At 41.7% G+C, this 16708-nt stretch carries 15 protein-coding genes; 8 read left to right on the top strand and 7 right to left on the bottom strand.

What is annotated here, in order from left to right:
• Positions 1-52 precede the first annotated feature (52 nt).
• Complete coding sequence (locus tag FSB76_RS30470) at positions 53-649, bottom strand: 2OG-Fe(II) oxygenase (protein ID WP_147060269.1); 597 nt, start codon at positions 647-649, stop codon at positions 53-55.
• A gap of 355 nt (positions 650-1004) precedes the next feature.
• Complete coding sequence (locus tag FSB76_RS30465) at positions 1005-1685, bottom strand: NAD-dependent epimerase/dehydratase family protein (protein WP_147060267.1); 681 nt, start codon at positions 1683-1685, stop codon at positions 1005-1007.
• Between the two features lie 176 nt (positions 1686-1861).
• Here FSB76_RS30465 and FSB76_RS30460 point away from each other — a divergent pair, with 176 nt between their 5' ends.
• The 8 genes from FSB76_RS30460 (at position 1862) to FSB76_RS30425 (ending at position 11382) form a co-directional block, all read left to right on the top strand.
• Entirely contained in the window at positions 1862-2689 is an 828-nt protein-coding gene (locus FSB76_RS30460; protein ID WP_147060265.1) for a glycosyltransferase family 2 protein, read from the top strand.
• A 15-nt stretch (positions 2690-2704) separates the two neighbouring features.
• Positions 2705-4117: an oligosaccharide flippase family protein gene (locus FSB76_RS30455; RefSeq protein WP_147060263.1), complete on the top strand. Its 1413-nt coding sequence runs from the start codon at positions 2705-2707 to the stop codon at positions 4115-4117.
• A gap of 76 nt (positions 4118-4193) precedes the next feature.
• Entirely contained in the window at positions 4194-5858 is a 1665-nt protein-coding gene (locus tag FSB76_RS30450; RefSeq protein WP_147060261.1) for a hypothetical protein, read from the top strand.
• Positions 5848-6816, top strand: coding sequence for a glycosyltransferase family 2 protein (locus FSB76_RS30445; RefSeq protein WP_147060259.1), 969 nt, complete (start codon positions 5848-5850; stop codon positions 6814-6816). Before FSB76_RS30450 ends, FSB76_RS30445 begins: the two co-directional genes overlap by 11 nt.
• Complete coding sequence (locus FSB76_RS30440; RefSeq protein WP_147060257.1) at positions 6813-7883, top strand: glycosyltransferase family 4 protein; 1071 nt, start codon at positions 6813-6815, stop codon at positions 7881-7883. The genes FSB76_RS30445 and FSB76_RS30440 overlap by 4 nt, the downstream gene beginning before the upstream one ends.
• Before the next feature lies 1 nt (position 7884).
• On the top strand, positions 7885-9018 hold the full coding sequence (locus FSB76_RS30435) for a DUF1972 domain-containing protein (RefSeq protein WP_147060254.1): 1134 nt from the start codon (positions 7885-7887) through the stop codon (positions 9016-9018).
• Positions 8990-10306 carry an O-antigen ligase family protein gene (locus tag FSB76_RS32590; protein ID WP_147060252.1) on the top strand — a complete coding sequence of 439 codons (1317 nt, stop codon included), beginning with the start codon at positions 8990-8992 and terminating at the stop codon, positions 10304-10306. Before FSB76_RS30435 ends, FSB76_RS32590 begins: the two co-directional genes overlap by 29 nt.
• Positions 10307-10419: 113 nt before the next feature.
• On the top strand, positions 10420-11382 hold the full coding sequence (locus tag FSB76_RS30425; protein WP_147060250.1) for a hypothetical protein: 963 nt from the start codon (positions 10420-10422) through the stop codon (positions 11380-11382).
• A gap of 12 nt (positions 11383-11394) precedes the next feature.
• Here the strand turns inward: FSB76_RS30425 and FSB76_RS30420 are convergent, their stop codons facing one another.
• The 5 genes from FSB76_RS30420 to FSB76_RS30400 form a co-directional block, all read right to left on the bottom strand.
• A complete protein-coding gene (locus tag FSB76_RS30420) occupies positions 11395-12273 on the bottom strand; it encodes a DMT family transporter (protein WP_147060248.1) in 879 nt (292 codons plus the stop codon).
• Between the two features lie 338 nt (positions 12274-12611).
• Positions 12612-13427 (bottom strand): class I SAM-dependent methyltransferase, encoded by an 816-nt coding sequence (locus tag FSB76_RS30415; RefSeq protein WP_147060246.1) that lies wholly within the window; start codon positions 13425-13427, stop codon positions 12612-12614.
• The gene (locus tag FSB76_RS30410) at positions 13424-14896 is read right to left on the bottom strand and encodes a B12-binding domain-containing radical SAM protein (protein ID WP_147060244.1); all 1473 of its coding nucleotides are present in this window, start codon (positions 14894-14896) and stop codon (positions 13424-13426) included. The genes FSB76_RS30415 and FSB76_RS30410 overlap by 4 nt, the downstream gene beginning before the upstream one ends.
• A 4-nt stretch (positions 14897-14900) precedes the next feature.
• Complete coding sequence (locus FSB76_RS30405) at positions 14901-15950, bottom strand: radical SAM protein (RefSeq protein WP_147060242.1); 1050 nt, start codon at positions 15948-15950, stop codon at positions 14901-14903.
• 3 nt (positions 15951-15953) lie between these two features.
• Positions 15954-16703 (bottom strand): class I SAM-dependent methyltransferase, encoded by a 750-nt coding sequence (locus tag FSB76_RS30400; protein WP_158643016.1) that lies wholly within the window; start codon positions 16701-16703, stop codon positions 15954-15956.
• Between the last annotated feature and the right edge of the window lie 5 nt (positions 16704-16708).

Raw genomic sequence — 16708 nt, 5'->3', positions numbered from 1 at the left:
ACAATTTGGGGGCCTTGGAATTAGAACTTAATGCTTTTGACTTCAGACTTATTTAATGGTCAACCTTTAACCAGCCAGTAATGCTCATCCTGGATGTTTGTGTACATAAAACTTCGTGTACCAGTTCGTTACTTTTAAAGAATACCGTGCGGCCGTTTTCGGGGCCAATATTCTGCTCGTGATTTGCATGATGTATCCGCAATTCACCCCCATCAGCAGCTAACCAGCCAGTATTTAAATACATGATCATTGAATATTTACGGCTATCGTTATTCCTGAACTGATCAAGATGTTTTTTGTAGAAAGCCCCTTTTTCATACAACGTATAATGAAATTCATAACTTGTAATACCTGTATAACAGGTTTTATTGAGATAGGTAACAAAACTATCCATTAGGTCGAAAAAGTCATTTTCGCATGGAGTGTTATGTTTGCGGTCGAGCCAGTAAATATGGTCTCCCCTAACCTTGGTGTCGTGGTTCACGGTTTTATCGTTACCAGTTCCGGCAGATAACAACAAGCTTGATTTAACAAGAGCCAGCAGGTTTAGTTTAAGATCGGCAGCAAGCGTGTCGTTTAAAAAATGATCAGCAATGCCAACCTTATCAGCAAGATAACTATCGATAAGGCAATTGAATGAGTCTTCCAATAAAGGTGGGTTAGCATGTTATCCGGCTAATGCAGGCATGTTGTTAAAGATACTGTTTTCGGTTGGTCTTTCGGCAATATTACTTGGTCAACGCAGGTCAAACGCATAGAATTGGGTTAACATAACTTAACACATTTCAGATAAAATATTTATAAATTATTGATTATTAATAATTTATAAATAAACATGGTTAACACTAAACCGATGGGGAAATTTAGGCGCTTCCAAATACTTGTGCCCGTTGTTGGCAAATACATGTCTCTTTGGTAATTCGATCATTAACCAGGATCAGCCAATAAAATAAGATGTAGTTTAATGCTTATATCTTCCCGATGCTATAAGCTCACTCCTTTATCTATTTAGATACCTTTGCGCTATTAGCCAGCGCTATAATATCCTTTCCTTCTATCACTTTTTTGGGGTATGGGTGATCAACTACGTTTATCATGGCGGCAGCCAATTCCTCTAAAGTACAAAACCCGGCCGGGTAAAGGGCACGACCAACCGGGAACAACCAGTTGATATATTTATAAAAACTGTGGGCATTTTTCAGTCCCTTTATTGGTTTTATAAACCCTGGCCTAAATGCGTAAACCTGTTTAAAGGGCAGTTTCATCAGGTCGTTTTCTGTTTTACCTTTTACCGCGGCCCAGCCGTTGCCTTTTTCATTAGTATCTGTGCCCGCGCCCGATACATAGCAAAAAGTCATTTCCGGATCCTGTTTTGCCAATATTTGGGCTACATGCATGGTGAGTGTATACGTAAGCTTATAATATTCGTCTGCCTTTTTACCAACGGAAGTAACACCCAGGCAAAAAAAGCATGCGTTATAACCGGCAAGCTGATTGCTGATTGGCGAGAGATCAAAAAAATCGGCATGAATGATCTCCTTTAATTTGGGATGCGACACTTCCGACGCTTTCCGGTTAATCACTAAAACCTGGTCAACATCCGGGCTTTGTAAACATTGGTGCATAAGCCCCTCGCCTACCATTCCTGTTGCGCCTGTAACTATTGCTCTTATTCCTGTTTTCATGTGGTAAAATGTATTCGTATAAAATTAATGCTTTAAAATGAGGCCGGCGCCCGCTTTTGAAAATAAGTTTTTGGTACCTGGGCAACCCTCTCGCCTAAAATAACGATATAGTTAATAGATGCCCGTTGCTTCTTGTATCAATTGAAGCGAAAGACACCGGCTAACACTACTATAACATGAATCCAATTTCTGTTGTGATCATTACCAAAAACGAGGCTGGTACCCTTGTTAAAAGTATACCGCTGCTGAAACAGATCAGCGACGACATTATTGTGATTGACAATAACAGTACCGACCAAACCGTGACGATAGCTAACGCATATGGCTGTAAAGTATTTCAAAAAGCATGGATTGGCTATGGCGCCAACAAAAATAAAGGCATTCAACTGGCGCGATATAACTGGATATTAAGCGTTGATGGCGATGAGATACCCGACCAGGCCCTCATTGACTCAATAAAGGGAATGGCCCGGGATAATGATAAAACTGTTTACGATATAGCCTTTAAAACATATTTTGGCAAAAAGCTTATCCGCTTTGGTAACTGGGGTCGAGATCATCATATCCGCCTGTTCAACAGGCAGCATGTTAAATGGAACGAAACGCCGGTACATGAAACGCTGCAACTGCCGCAAAATGTTATCATAAAAAAACTGGAGGGCAACCTGCACCACTATTCAGTAAAAAACCGTGCGGAATATGAGAAGAAGACAATACACTACGCTCAATTAAGCGCCATAAAGTATCTGAAAGCCGGAAAAAAAGCGAGCGTGGTAAAGCTTTACCTGGCGCCGGTATTTCATTTTGTGAAAACCTACCTGTTTTTATTGGGCTTTTTGGATGGCAAAGAAGGCTTCATCATCTCGCGGACGGTATTTAAAAATACCTGGCTAAAATATTATTACCTTAGTAAAGCTACACAAAGCCTAAGGGATAAGCCGATATACCAGCATGACGTACCTGCGGTGGCATATAAACTTAATCCCCATGCACGTGTTGAATAAACCACAGCATTGTTCATGAAAAAAAAACTGGTAATTGATCTTTCGGCAAATACATTGCAGCTTGTCATCAACCAGTTGTTTGGCGTGGTTATTTTTTATGTATTATCTGTAAATTTGGATAAAAACAGCTTTGGCCAGGTTAATCTTGCCTTAGCCGTGCTGCTATCTGTATTCAACATCCTTTCTTTTGGTATCGATCAGGTAATTATTAAAAAAGTAGCACACGGCGATGATGCCCAAACTGTTTTGTCGCTTTATGCTTTCCATGTATTGTTTACAGGCGGCCTGTTTTATGGTATCCTGTTATTAGGCCGGGCGTTTTTTATACACGATAACGAAGTATACCGGCTGATACTGCTCCTGGGCCTGGGCAAGCTCATGATCTTCTTCTCTACGCCTCTAAAACAGGTTTCAAGCGGCATGGAGCAGTTTAAATCACTGGCTTGTATGTTGGTCGTATCTAACGTGACAAGGGGCACCGGTCTGCTTGTTTTGGCTCTTTTGCATCAAGTAAGCATCGGCACAATAATATGGGCATTTATTGGTGGCGATGTACTTGAATTAGCGGTATCCTTTTACCTTTTCAAGCGTTATGTGAGGGTGCCGGTACTTCCGGCTTGGAGAAAGTTACCGTATGTTGCCTTACTGCGCCAATCAATACCACAGGTTGGGGTAGTATTAATTACATCGGCCCTGGCAAGGTTTGATTGGCTGTTTATTGGGTTTATGGTATCGGCAGTTAGTTTGGCCGAGTATAGCTTTGCTTACAAAATATTTGAAATCTCTACCCTCCCATTGTTGGCTATCGCTCCTTTAATTCTTCCCCGTTTTACTAAATTATTTAAAACGGGTCACCATAGGCAGTTCGATTTTAAATTAATCATCAGAATAGAACTTGTCATAGCCGCATTTACTGCTTTGATTTTAAACATGTGCTGGAACCCTGTAGTTGACAAACTAACGCATGGCAGGTATGGCGCGGTTAATATAACCACCATTTTTATCCTCTCGCTTTGTTTGCCCTTTATGTATCTGAATAACTTTTTGTGGACTATTTTTTTTGCGCAAAACAGGTTAAAAATGATCTTTCAATCATTCCTGGTCACTTTTGCTGTAAACGTAGTTGGCGACCTGGTATTAATCCCTTTTTATAAAAACGAAGGAGCGGCACTTGCCTTTTTATTGGCCTGTCTGGTGCAGGCTGTTTTCTATCTCGCCAATCACAAATCGGGACTTAAAGGATCTTTTTATACACTCGTCATATGTACATCATGCGCCTTTTTTAGCGGCCTTACAGCCAAATCCTTGTTCCAAAACACATGGCTGGCCACAACTACCGCGGTAGCGTTTTATGGCTTGTCGCTATTAATTACCATGCAGTTAAAGCGGGGCGACAAACCAGGTATAACCAGGCTGCTAAACTGGTAAAATAAGACATCTTCTTGTTTTACACAGGCAACCAATGCGGTTTTCAGGTCGTAATGACTTTAAATGCCTCAGGATAATGTTGGTTAACAAAGCAATCTTTTATATCAATAAATTAAAGCAAAAAGTGGATTGGAAGCTACTGGCATTTTTGCTTTTGTTTTTAAATGTAAAAATCGGCATCAAAATTCCGGTTATCCTGCTGTTCACACTCCTGCAATTTAATTTCAAATTCGGTTTTCGTTTCAAAAACTCCCGGTTGCCCCTGTTTTATCCATTGGTAATAGCTATAGCGGTTATTAACTGGTTTATCGGCAAAAATTATACACAACTTAACTATACCGTTATGTTATTGGCCGGCATAGGGTTTTGGATATTATGCATCCTTGCCATTCACCAGGTAAAGCTGGCTGTTGAGCAAAACCAACCTGCCGTAATACATCAAACCATCTTTATTTTTTTTGTTATCAATGCATTATTCTCGGCTGGCAACCTGGTCGCCATATTTTTAGAGACCCACACTATAAACCCTTACACCTACCAGGGCCAGCTGCAAAAGTATTTTTTAAACACCGGCGATTACATAAGGGGAGTAACTTTTGATACCTCCACAACCAATGCTATGCTGAATGCTTTTGGCGTAATTTACTTTTTAACGCGCAAAAACGCCATTATGCTTTTTGTGTGCATGGCTACGCTTTTGTTCACGGGGAGTAATTTTATCAATATTGTTATAGTTCTTGTTTTTTTACTGCTATTTGTTTTCAAAACAGATCGTTATCAAAAAAGCCTGATTGTAATTTGCCTGGTTTTTTTAGGTGTGTTTATGGCGAAAATTTCGCCTCAAAATAACCAATATACAGCTAATGCAATTTCCATCTTGCTGCATAAAGATCCCAGCCCGCCCAAGCCCTCGGTGTGGGCAAATGTACCCGTTAACGGAAGGCCGGATAATGTATTAAGCTTTGATGAACGCCGTCAAAAGCAGGCCATCATTTTCAGGGATAGTATTTATAAGGCAACCCATCCCCAAAAAACTGTGATAATAAAGCCACAAAGCAAACCTTACGAAACCGAAGGTGGCCGGATAGCCATTAAGGGCCCGGATATCAATTCGGCACCTTATCAAAGCAGTACCCAAACCCCTCCCGAGCAAAAACAACTGGTGCAGTTTATTGATGAACACAAGGCGGCATTACCGGTTGCGGGGCAGGAAATTGTAGCGCCCAGGCAGGATAGGCCCGGCAAGCTTATTGGCTTTTTACAAACAACCAGCTTTTTGCATCACCATATTAATAAAATAATAACCGGCACGGGTATCGGCAATTTTTCATCGAAGCTGGCTTTTAGGGCCACCGGGCTTGGGTTTGCGGGCGGCTATCCGCATAAGTTTACCTATATCGGTCATGATTTTATGGTAAATCATCTCGACTTGTATCTCAACTATTTCAGCAAAAGGGCGGGCTTCCATTCGTTAACCAATAGCCCGTTTTCGGTTTATGACCAGTTGTTGGCCGAATATGGTCTTATTGGTTTAATCATATTTGCCGTTTACTACCTTGGTTTTTTTGCCAGGCATTATAAAGCTTTAACCTACGGCCTGCCCCTTTTGCTGTTAATGCTTGCCGCGTTTTTTATCGAATACTGGTTTGAACAGCTTTCGGTTATCGTGTTTTTTGAACTGTTGCTGTTGCTAAACATCAAGGAATCCCAATCACCTAAACCTTTGGCAAATGAATTTTAGCATCCCACAAATAACGGTACTGATGCCTGCCTACAATGCGGGCAAATATATCGGCGATGCTATAACATCGGTACTGGAACAAACTTTTACCGATTTTGAATTACTTATAATAAATGATGGCTCCACAGACGATACCGTTGACGTTGTCCGTTCGTTTGACGACCCACGGATTGTGGTAATTTATCAGGATAACAAAGGTATTGCCGGTGCACTCAATAACGGGTTGAAATATGCCCGCGCCCCTTATATAGCGCGCTTTGACGCCGATGATATTTGTTACCCCGAGCGGCTGCAATTACAATATGATTTTATGATAGCCAATCCGGAGTACAGCGTAATCGGGTCGGCCGCTGATTATATTGATATGGAGGGGCACTTTTTGTTTACCCATAAGCCCCCTGCTTTTGATAACAACGAGATTCAGCAGTTAAAATATTCGGTTTGCCCGTTCATTCACTCCTGTGTTTTTTACAAAAAAGATATGGTGATTAGCAAGGGCGGCTACAATGAGCATGCCTATACTTTTGAAGATCATTTTTTATGGGTTAATATTTTAAAAGATCAAAAGGCCTGTAACCTTGCCCAGCCTTTAATTAAAGTAAGATTAAACCCCGAATCGATCACTATTGACGAAAAATGGAGACCACGTAAATTCAGGGATATTAAATACGCCACGCTTAAAAGCCGCGTAATAAGCAAACGGGAAGGCAGTTTACTGGCAGAAATAGGCGAAAAACAATATTCAGCAAAAATAAAACATGGTTCTTATTATGCCATTTGCGGTAAAAAATTGCTGATTAATAATTTTCAGCCGCAAAAGGCCCGCGTTCACGTGGCCAGGGCTATCAGCATCTCGCCTTTAAGGTTAGATAATTACCTGCTATATATTGTAAGCTACCTTCCGGAACGAGTAATTAACTGGCTGCATAAATTGGTATCAGGAGGTGCCGCAATATGAAAGTTGCATTCGTCACCCGGTCAACCCTATATGCCGTGCCTGGCGGCGATACCGTACAGGTGGTACAAACTGCGCGCCATCTTACTTTTATGGGCATTACAACCGAAATAAAGCTGGCAAACGAGCGCATTAATTATAGCAATTACGATTTGCTGCACTTTTTTAACCTCACCCGCCCCGCCGATATTTTATACCACAGCCGCAAGGCCGAAAAACCATTTGTAATATCAACAATACTGTGCAATTACAGTGAATATGATCAGCATTATCGCAAAGGTTTGGGCAGACTTTTCAAATATCTGCCGGCAGATGGTGTAGAATACGTTAAAACCATGGTCCGGTACCTGCTTGGCCGCGACGAGCTGGCCAGCTTAGCCTACACCTGGAAAGGACAACGCAAAAGCATATTGGATATTTTAAGCCGCACAGCTATGATATTGCCCAACTCCAGGTCGGAGTATCAACGGGTATTAAACAATTACCCGGGCGAAGTAAAGCATATGGTAGTACCAAACGGCACCGACCAGCATTTGTTTAAATATAATGCATCGGTTACAAAAGATGATAAACTGGTAATTTGTGTTGCCAGGATAGAAGGTATTAAAAACCAGCTGAACCTGATAAAAGCGCTAAATAACACGCCTTACCGGTTGTTGCTTATTGGCACCCATGCTCCCAACCAGGCCGCTTATTACCGGGAATGTCGTAAAACGGCTGCAGATAACATCACATTTATTGATCAGTTACCGCAATACGAACTGGTAAAATATTATGAGCGGGCCAAGGTACATGTATTGCCAAGTTGGTTTGAAACCACTGGCCTTAGCTCGATAGAAGCTGCCCTGATGGGTTGCAGCGTGGTAATAAGCGACAAAGGCGATGTAAGGGAATATTTTGCCGGCGACGCATTTTATTGCGACCCGGCAATACGGCAAAGCATTTTGGCCGCCGTTGAAAAGGCCAGCCTGGCTCCTGTAAACGAATGTTTACGCGATAAAATTTTACAAAAATACACCTGGAACCAGGCTGCAACTCAAACTTTAAAAGCATATCAATCTGTATTATAACATGAAACTACGCATAGCCATATTAGGGATAAGGGGTGTACCGAATTATTACGGCGGGTTTGAACATATTTCAGAATATGTATCGGCCGGCCTGGTAAAGCGGGGCCACTCGGTAACTGTTTATAATTCGCATAATCACCCTTATCAGCAGGATAGCTGGAACGGTGTGGAAATAAGGCACTGCTACGATCCTGAGTACCTGGTTGGTACCGCCGGCCAGTTTATTTATGATATGAACTGCCTGTTAGACGCCCGCAAACGAAATTTTGACGTGGTAATGCTCATGGGGTATACCAGCAGTTCGGTTTGGGGGCAGCTTTACCCTAAAAACAGTACCATTATTACCAATATGGACGGCATGGAGTGGAAGCGGACTAAGTATGCTAAACCGGTACAGCAATTTTTGAAATATGCCGAAAAGCTGGCAGTTAAACACAGCGACTACTATGTTGCCGATTCAAGGGTGATAAAGGCGTACCTGAAGGATAAGTATAACATCAATAGTAAATATATTCCCTATGGGGCAGATATTTTTACTGATTTTGAGCGCGAGCAATATGACGTGAACGAAGCGCTTAAAGAGGACTATTTTTTGCTGATGGCGCGCATGGAGCCCGAAAATAATATTGAAGCCATCCTGGAGGGTTTCAACCAGAGCAATTCGGGGAAAAAATTTAAAGTTTTGGGCGATACCGGCAATCGTTTTGGCAAGTTCATCACCAATAAATTTGCCAACGATGAGCGCATACAATTTAAAGGTGCCATTTTTGATACACCTAAAGTACGGTCGTTACAAAATAACTCTTACCTCTATTTTCACGGGCATAGCGTTGGCGGCACCAATCCATCGCTGTTGGAGGCCATGGCCAGTGAAGCCCTGATAGCTGCGCATAATAACCCTTTTAATAAATCGGTATTAAATACAGATGCATTTTACTTTTCAAACGCCGCCGAAGTTACCCACCTGGTTGAGAATGTACAGCGTAAGGCGCCTGAAAAAAATATGGTAATGAATAACCTGTATAAAATTCAATACCAGTTTAACTGGGAACGGGTAATTGACCAATACGAGGAGTTTATCATCGAAAGCTATAAACATAAAAACTATGAAGCAATTATTGCTGATAAACGATAGTAACGTTAATAAGGTAAGTTACTATCATATCATGTTGCTGATGGCGAGCCTGCCGTTTGACCGGTTTTACAGCCATATTATACTTATTAGTTTTATTGTGCATACGCTTATCCATTTGCGAAAGGATAAGCTAAGGGCTGTTTTTACATTAAAAACCGCATTACTGCAGTCTGTTTTTTTTGTTACGCTTATTGCCACGGTTTACTCCCGGTACCCCGCCCAAGCTTTTAACGAATGGGTGTTGCGTTTACCGGTATTGGTTTTTCCGGTAATTCTGCTGCTTAATAACCTCGATATAAAAAAATACAGGGCTAATCTTTTATTGGCCTTTGGTTTAGTTTGTACGGCAACCATCATCTATCTGTATGTTGATGCCCTCATTACTATTAAATATTATCATTTGCCGTTTAAAACAATTTTTTCGCCGGCATTTACCAATCACAATTTCTCGGAGCCACTTGATATACATGCCACTTTTTTTTCCTTACAGCTGGTTGTAGCATTGGTGTACCTGTTAACATTATTGTTTAAACCGCTGCCATTACCTGTTAAATTAATTTACGGTGTTTGCAGCCTCATTTTGTTATGCGGGCTTATCCAGCTAAGCTCAAAATCAATACTGGCAGTTTTGTTTATAGTTATTAACCTGGTGCTGCCCTATTGCCTGCTCAACGGTAAAAACAGGCTGAAGTTTATAATGGGCGGCATTGCTATATCCGGGTTGGCTTTTATAATAGTTTTAAATGAACCTTCGTTCAAAGAACGCTATCTAACCAGCTTGACAGATGATTTTTCGGCATTCAAACCGGGCGAAAGTTCCGACTCGCGCCTGGCCCGCTGGCACGTGGTAGCCAAACTTATTAAACAGAAGCCTTTAATTGGTTATGGCTCCGGTGCTGAGCAGCCGTTGTTACACGAAGAATTTTTTAAGGCTAAAATGTACGACTCTTTTTTAGCCAATTTGAATTCGCATAACCAATACCTCAGCTTCCTGGTAAAATCGGGCATTTGGGGGCTGCTTGTTTATTTGGTAACACTTGGGTATGGTTTTAAAATAGCCATCCAAAAAAAAGATGTGGTATTTATCAGTTTTATGCTGCTGATTACCATTGTTTCACTTTCAGAAAATGTGTTGGATGCCGATAAAGGTGTTATGTTTTACAGTTTGTTTTTTGCATTCCTGTTGTTTTCTGGCGGTGAAGAGAAGCCCACAGAGATCGTCAGGAATAAAAGCCCCGAATATTTAGATGAAGTGGCAACCAACAGTTTAGCGATTACGTCATACTAATGTTGTGCCGCCTGTGAAATGGCGGATAGTTCTTAGTCGAAGGTCCTAAACTATAATCTGGTATAGGCGAGTTTAGGCTCAAGACTCAGAACTTACGACTTAATACTATAAATATGCAGATCAGGTCCGTTTTTAATCAACCAAGCTTCAATACCGTGTCAGAAATTAAAAAGAACATATTAACTACGCTGGCCTATTTTGACGCATTTAACTATCCGCTCACCCGCGAAGAGGTATGCTTGTTTTTGCCGGTGAAATTTGAGCGCAAAACGTTTGACGATGCCATGACCTGCCTGATTGAAACCCGGATGGTGTATCGTTTTGATAAGTTTTACTGTTTAAAAAATGATCAATACCTGGCACAGCGCCGCAATAAAGGCAACCAAAAGGCTATTGAAATGATTAGTACAGCACGCAAGGTTGGTAGCTTGCTTATTAATTTCCCTTATGTGCGGGGTATCGCTATTTCGGGCTCGCTATCTAAAAATTATGCCGACGACCAATCAGATATCGACCTTTTTATCATTACCGCGCCAAACCGCCTTTGGATAGCGCGTACGCTGATGCATTTTTTTAAGAAGCTAACCTTCCTGGTGAACAAACAACATTGCTTTTGCATGAACTATTATGTAGATGAACAAGCACTTGAAATAGCCGAAAAAAATATCTACACCGCTACAGAAGTTGTTACACTTATACCTATCCAGGGCGATACTACCTTTGCTGATTTTTTTGCAGCCAACGCCTGGACACGTAAATACCTGCCTAATCATATTATGCGGGTATCAACGGCTAAATCACTTAAAAAGAATTGGTTAAAAAGCCTGGTTGAATTTTTACTTAATAATAAACTGGGCGATTTATTAGACGATGGTTTCATGAATATCACATCGCGCAGGTGGAATGAGAAAACCAGGCAGCAAAAACTTAACGACCATGGCATTTTATTGGCCATAGTTGCCGAAAAGCATTGCGCAAAACCAGATCCGGGAAATTTTCAATCAAACCTGATTAAGCGCTTTCAAAATAAAGTAACCCAATTGCTTGCCGAAGACCATCATAGCGTAGCCAATTGATATACTATACAATTACTCTGAAACCTGCTGTACAGCCTTTATTTTAGATACCACAAGCCCGGTCACTACCAAAATTGTTCCGGCAATTGCATAAACCGATATTTGTTCACCAAGTAAAAGGTAACCAAAACCGTATCCAAATACAGGCGTAAGGTAAAGCCAAGTACCGGCAGTAACGGCATCCTGCCCAACAAGGTATAGCCACAATTGGTTGGCGATAAATGAGAGTACCACAATTAGCCAAAAAAGGGATAAAAACAGGTTGACGTTAATGTGGTGTACATGCTGTTGCCCAAATAGCGGGCAAAACGGCAACAAAATTATGCCACCAACAAATACCTGCCAGATATTGAACGATACATTAGGTAAGCTGATACTTAAGGTTGAGAAATAAACACTGCTTGATGCATAGGCAAAAATGTAAATAAGCAGCAATATAATGCCCAGCGGTTTTATGCTGGCATTAGGCAAAGCCGCTGCCGAAGCCAGCACCAGGCCGGTAAATGCTATCAGCATTCCAATAACTTCAAACCGGGTAAGTTTCCGTTTAACAATTATTGACGAAAATAAGGCGATTAGTAAGGGAGCAACCGCTATAAACAACATACTGATGCCAGCCGATGCGTATCGCTGGGCGGCAAAGAATGAGCCCAATGTTAAGGTAGTACATAAAAAGCCGTAAATGACGATGCTTTTCCATTCATTTTTTAACGGCCAGAAACGTTCTTTTCTTACCAGGCCAAAAAAGGGTCCGAATATGAAGCCTGTGGCAATAAACCGGATGCTGGCCAATATCAATGCATCTGCCGAGCGAATTCCGAATTTTACAGCGACAGAACCGGTTGCCCAAAGAATACTAAACAATAAACCGGGAAGGATTTTTTTTAACATGGGCGTATAATATGGCCGCAAAGGTAGAATAAACGCCAATTTAGACACACGAATGCGCACGTATTTTTTCGAATTTCGCCAATTACATGGATGGGTCCCGGGCTACCCGAATAGATGTTATAGACAATGAACGCTAACGTAAATAGTTAATTCTCAGGTTTAGGGCCTAATTGTGCAGGCGGGGCAAACGCATTTAAAGTAGGTTAACATAACTTAACACATTTCAGAGATGATGGTATATAACTATCTGATAATTAATATCTTGTATTTTAACAAGGTTAACATTAAAATGACGTAAATTCGTGAAATTCGCATAAATCCATTCAAATCCGTGTGTACTATTTTTTCTCCAGCGAAATGATAAAGTAATCGCCGATATACTTCCAGGGCCAGGTGCTTTTTAGCCGGTCTTCTTTGTTCCTGAAAAAATCATAAGCTTTGGGATGCTTTTCGGCAAAGCCCTCTATGTATGATGGCGGTACTATAGTACACAGACCCTCAACGCCTAATACCTTAAATGAATTTTGTAAGGTATTGATAATGAATGATGGCTTATAATAAAAACACTTAAAGTAAGCGCCTTCGATATGGGCCGATCTACCTTTGTTACTAAAAAAACGCCTGAATGCCGTTTTAAACCGTCCTTTAAAAACAAGCAATGTTTCCCACAGGCAAAATGGCGATATAATAACTAAAGTTACCTTACCGCCGGGTTTTAAAAGACTATCAAATGCTAACAAAACCTTTTCCAGCTCGCCGGTACAATTCAAGCCGCCGAAGTTGGAAAATATATGGTCATACGGGCCTCTTTGTTTTAGCTGATCCAATTGGGTAAATGAGCAAATTTCGGTGCTTACATTATCTTTATAAGGCATAGCTTTTTGCCTTAATTCATGTTGCATCCCAGTTGATATATCTGTAGCGTGAACGTGATACCCCTGTTGGGCAAAAAACAGGGTATCCTCCCCTGTACCGCTGTTCAATTCAAGTATGCTGCCTGCCGGCTTTAAATATTGAAGTACATGTTCCCTTACCCTGGCCCTTTTGTAATTGATGATGGTATTGCCGGAGTAAATTTCATCAAATACTGCAGACTGCCGGGTAAAGGCATCTGATGCGTTAGCTTCATTATTTGCAAGGCTGATTTCGCTCATAGTGCTTTCTCCAGTTTTTGAAGCTTAATACTTTCTATTAGGGTTGCCGGTGCATGATAAATAAACGATGCGGCCTTCCTGATACGTTTCAAACTGGGTTGAAAAGGGTTTTTCAGGAGTTTTACCAGACTGTTTTTAGCCAGGTGGGCATGATAGTTTTGATGCACATAGCGGTGTAGTTGTTTATAGTATGCTGCGCTAAATGTGTTGCTAAACATCAGCGCCATCTCGTCAGAGTCTGTCCAGTTTGTTTTTTGGCGCAGGTCGGCCTTTACTTTTTCATAAAATAGGGTGCCAGGTAAAGGGTACGATACGGATATCCCGATTTCATAAGGCAACAAGTGGTTGATCATGTTGATGGTAAGCGCGATATCATCTTTTGTTTCGCCGGGATAACCAAACTGGATAAAGAAGGATGGTTTAATGCCATGCTTTTTCATCAGTTGTGTGGCTGTGGCTATCTGTTCAATGGTGGTGCCTTTATCCATCGCGTCCAGTATCTTTTGTGAACCACTCTCGGCGCCTATCCATACATTTTCGCAGCCGGATGCGGCCAGTGCCGCTACATCTTCATCATCCAGCAACAAATCCGCCCGCGACTGGAGTTTGTACCTGAACTGCAGCCCCTCCGTTTTTACCAATTGGGCAAACTGTTTTACCCAACCGGGTTTTAATCCAAAAATGTCGTCGCAAAACCAAATATGGTCCATGTTGAACATGGTTTTCAAAAGCTTAAGCTCGGCAATCACGTTTTCGGGGCTGCGGGAGTTATAACGGTTTCCGTAAATGGGTTTAGCACACCAGTTGCATTTAAAAGGGCAGCCACGGGTTGTGCCAACGTTCATGGAAAAATATCCTGCATGTTTAAGCCAGCTTTCGCGGTAAGGGGTAATATCCACCAAATCCCAGGCGGGCAGTGGCAAAGTATCGAGGTCTTTGAGCACCGGCCTTGCAATAGTTTTAAAAGGCAGGCCGTTTTTGATATAGGCAAGTCCTTGTATTTGTTCAACGCCCTCAACTCCGCCCTTGATGGTATTGGTAAGTTCCAGTAACGTTTGCTCGGCTTCGCCGATAATTACAAAATCAGCACCTTCGTTTAAATACTCCTTATACCGGTCTGTAGAGTCGGAACTGGATACAATTACAGTGCAGCCATACTCTTTGGCCAGCTTGCACATTTTAAACGCAGCCTCGCGCATATTGGTGAGGCACATTTTGGTGAGATAGTTAAACCCATCGTCATAAATTACAAAAAAGCCCGGTTTATTTTGAGCTATGGCGGGTATAACATCATGTGCAGAGTGCGAAAACATGTTATCAAAAAACGATACGTTATAACCATGCATCCGCATATTAGCTGCAGCATATAATGTACCCAGCGGCGCATAAGGCTGCCCTGTTGCCCATTGCTTGGGATCGAATCGTAAAAAGTAGGAATGAGTGAACAATATATTATTTAACTGCTCCATAAAATTAAGATAGACGGGTTAATGGCGACAGGTTAAGTGAGCAAACACATTTTAAACAGGTTGGATGCGTTGACGTATTTAATGATTTGCGGAACGCGATTGCGTCGGGGCTATTTAAAATTACCTGGAGCGATGAATCCCTGATGTTGCCCATCGGCTCCAAAAAGAAACAAGGCCTAACCGTTCCATCGGCTTCGACTACGGTTGATACCCATGGTGCATTGCATTTTTTAAACGGAAATTCATTTAAACCATAAAAAGCCGCATAATAATGGTAGATATCCTGTATCTTCTCTTTGCTTTCGGCAATAAAACCGTTGTGAAACTCTTTGTCAAATTCTTCAAACAGGTAACTGATCACTTCGCAAAGCTCCGGTAATTCCTTTTCCGATACCAGTATCTCGTTTTGTTTAGGCTCTGCCCAGGCTTGCTGGCGGTTAAATGCATGACTGCTTACATCAGCAGGTAAAAAACTTACCTGGTTAAGGCCCATCTTTTTGGCTTCGGCAATAATATTGGCCCAGTTGCGGTAATTTAACCGGTGTATCACAGTTCGCCCGGTTATCCGGTAAGCAGGGTTGAGTTTTTTGATGTACTCCACTCCTTCTTTCAGCTTTTTAAAGGCATTTGGTACGTTACGGATGGCATCATGCAGCGGCTCGTCGCCGTCAATAGAGACAATTACCTCGCTAACGTATTTCAGAATATCGCCGGCATTATTTTTTATAGATAAACCGGTAGTCAATAACACCACGCTGATGCCTGCATCCTTTAAAATCCGGCACAAGGTAAAAAAGTTAGTGTTCAACAAAGCTTCGCCTCCTGACATCAGCACCTGGGTTGTGCCCAATGATTTCAATGATGCTAATAATCCGGTAATATCAGCTTCGGTCAGTTGCTTCAGGTTTTTATTATCCTTCCAGATATCGCACATTACGCAACGGCAGTTACAGGCGCTGTGGGGCATTAATATTACAATAGGCAAGGCCGTTACCCTGTGCGTTTGCAGGGTACGGTAGCGCTTAAAAGTATGTAATACGTTTTGCCCGGTCATTGGTCAGGGTTTAATTTTTATCCAGTAAAAAATGTTTCTTTTGATGATTTTATTCAAAAACGAGGTGGGATTAAACATCACCTTGTGTTTAAGGCCCATCACCTGTTTCAGTGGATGATGAAAATAGTACTGCGCCATCTCCGGAAAACCGATAGATGTAAAATAATCCTTGCTCCTTTCTGCTGCAATTTCAACCTCACCGGAATGATAGAAATGGGTGTCGAGTACGTGAACACGCCCGGCGGAAGTAAGCAAACGGAATGCGTCGGCCATAACGTCCTTAATGCAGGGGAAGTATTGGATAGAGGCAGCAAATATGATGACATCAAATTGAGTTCCTTCGGGAAAGGAAGTACTGTTAAAAGGGCCGTGGATAAATTTAAGGTTCTTTTTTTTGAACACCCTGTTTGCCTGCTCAATTTCAATACCGTTAGGATCAATCCCGGTTATTTTGGCTTTAGGGATACCCGCAAGTTTGGCCGAAAGCCAGCCGTTACCGCAGCCAACCTCGAGGATATCCAATGAGCGCCGTTGTTTTTTTAAGAAAGAAATTAACCGGTCGGCCGAATGCTTTCTCATTTTCCATTCCTTGTAGTACTGATGACCAGAATCAATTTCCGGCAGGCGCGCTACTTGTTTGTTTGTATATAGCCTGCCTTCTTTATCGCGCACGGCAATATACATGGCCTCAAACGCTTCAGGGGCAATTGTGGCTACATTAGGGACAATATCGTTTATGTTAAGCTTCGACAAATTAT

The sequence above is a fragment of the Mucilaginibacter ginsenosidivorax genome, from assembly GCF_007971525.1.
GTDB lineage: Bacteria > Bacteroidota > Bacteroidia > Sphingobacteriales > Sphingobacteriaceae > Mucilaginibacter > Mucilaginibacter ginsenosidivorax.
The sequence above is the reverse complement of the archived record's forward strand: the minus strand, read 5'-3'. Positions and strand labels throughout refer to the sequence as shown.

What these genes read in the sequence shown, in the direction of transcription:
- FSB76_RS30445 (WP_147060259.1), top strand. Translation starts at nt 5,848, where the DNA reads ATGAATTTTAGCATCCCACAAATAACGGTACTGATGCCTGCCTACAAT.
- FSB76_RS32590 (WP_147060252.1), top strand. Translation starts at nt 8,990, where the DNA reads ATGAAGCAATTATTGCTGATAAACGATAGTAACGTTAATAAGGTAAGT.
- FSB76_RS30405 (WP_147060242.1), bottom strand. Translation starts at nt 15,950, where the DNA reads ATGACCGGGCAAAACGTATTACATACTTTTAAGCGCTACCGTACCCTG.
- FSB76_RS30435 (WP_147060254.1), top strand. Translation starts at nt 7,885, where the DNA reads ATGAAACTACGCATAGCCATATTAGGGATAAGGGGTGTACCGAATTAT.
- FSB76_RS30460 (WP_147060265.1), top strand. Translation starts at nt 1,862, where the DNA reads ATGAATCCAATTTCTGTTGTGATCATTACCAAAAACGAGGCTGGTACC.
- FSB76_RS30455 (WP_147060263.1), top strand. Translation starts at nt 2,705, where the DNA reads ATGAAAAAAAAACTGGTAATTGATCTTTCGGCAAATACATTGCAGCTT.
- FSB76_RS30410 (WP_147060244.1), bottom strand. Translation starts at nt 14,896, where the DNA reads ATGGAGCAGTTAAATAATATATTGTTCACTCATTCCTACTTTTTACGA.
- FSB76_RS30450 (WP_147060261.1), top strand. Translation starts at nt 4,194, where the DNA reads ATGTTGGTTAACAAAGCAATCTTTTATATCAATAAATTAAAGCAAAAA.
- FSB76_RS30425 (WP_147060250.1), top strand. Translation starts at nt 10,420, where the DNA reads ATGCAGATCAGGTCCGTTTTTAATCAACCAAGCTTCAATACCGTGTCA.
- FSB76_RS30420 (WP_147060248.1), bottom strand. Translation starts at nt 12,273, where the DNA reads ATGTTAAAAAAAATCCTTCCCGGTTTATTGTTTAGTATTCTTTGGGCA.
- FSB76_RS30465 (WP_147060267.1), bottom strand. Translation starts at nt 1,685, where the DNA reads ATGAAAACAGGAATAAGAGCAATAGTTACAGGCGCAACAGGAATGGTA.
- FSB76_RS30415 (WP_147060246.1), bottom strand. Translation starts at nt 13,427, where the DNA reads ATGAGCGAAATCAGCCTTGCAAATAATGAAGCTAACGCATCAGATGCC.
- FSB76_RS30440 (WP_147060257.1), top strand. Translation starts at nt 6,813, where the DNA reads ATGAAAGTTGCATTCGTCACCCGGTCAACCCTATATGCCGTGCCTGGC.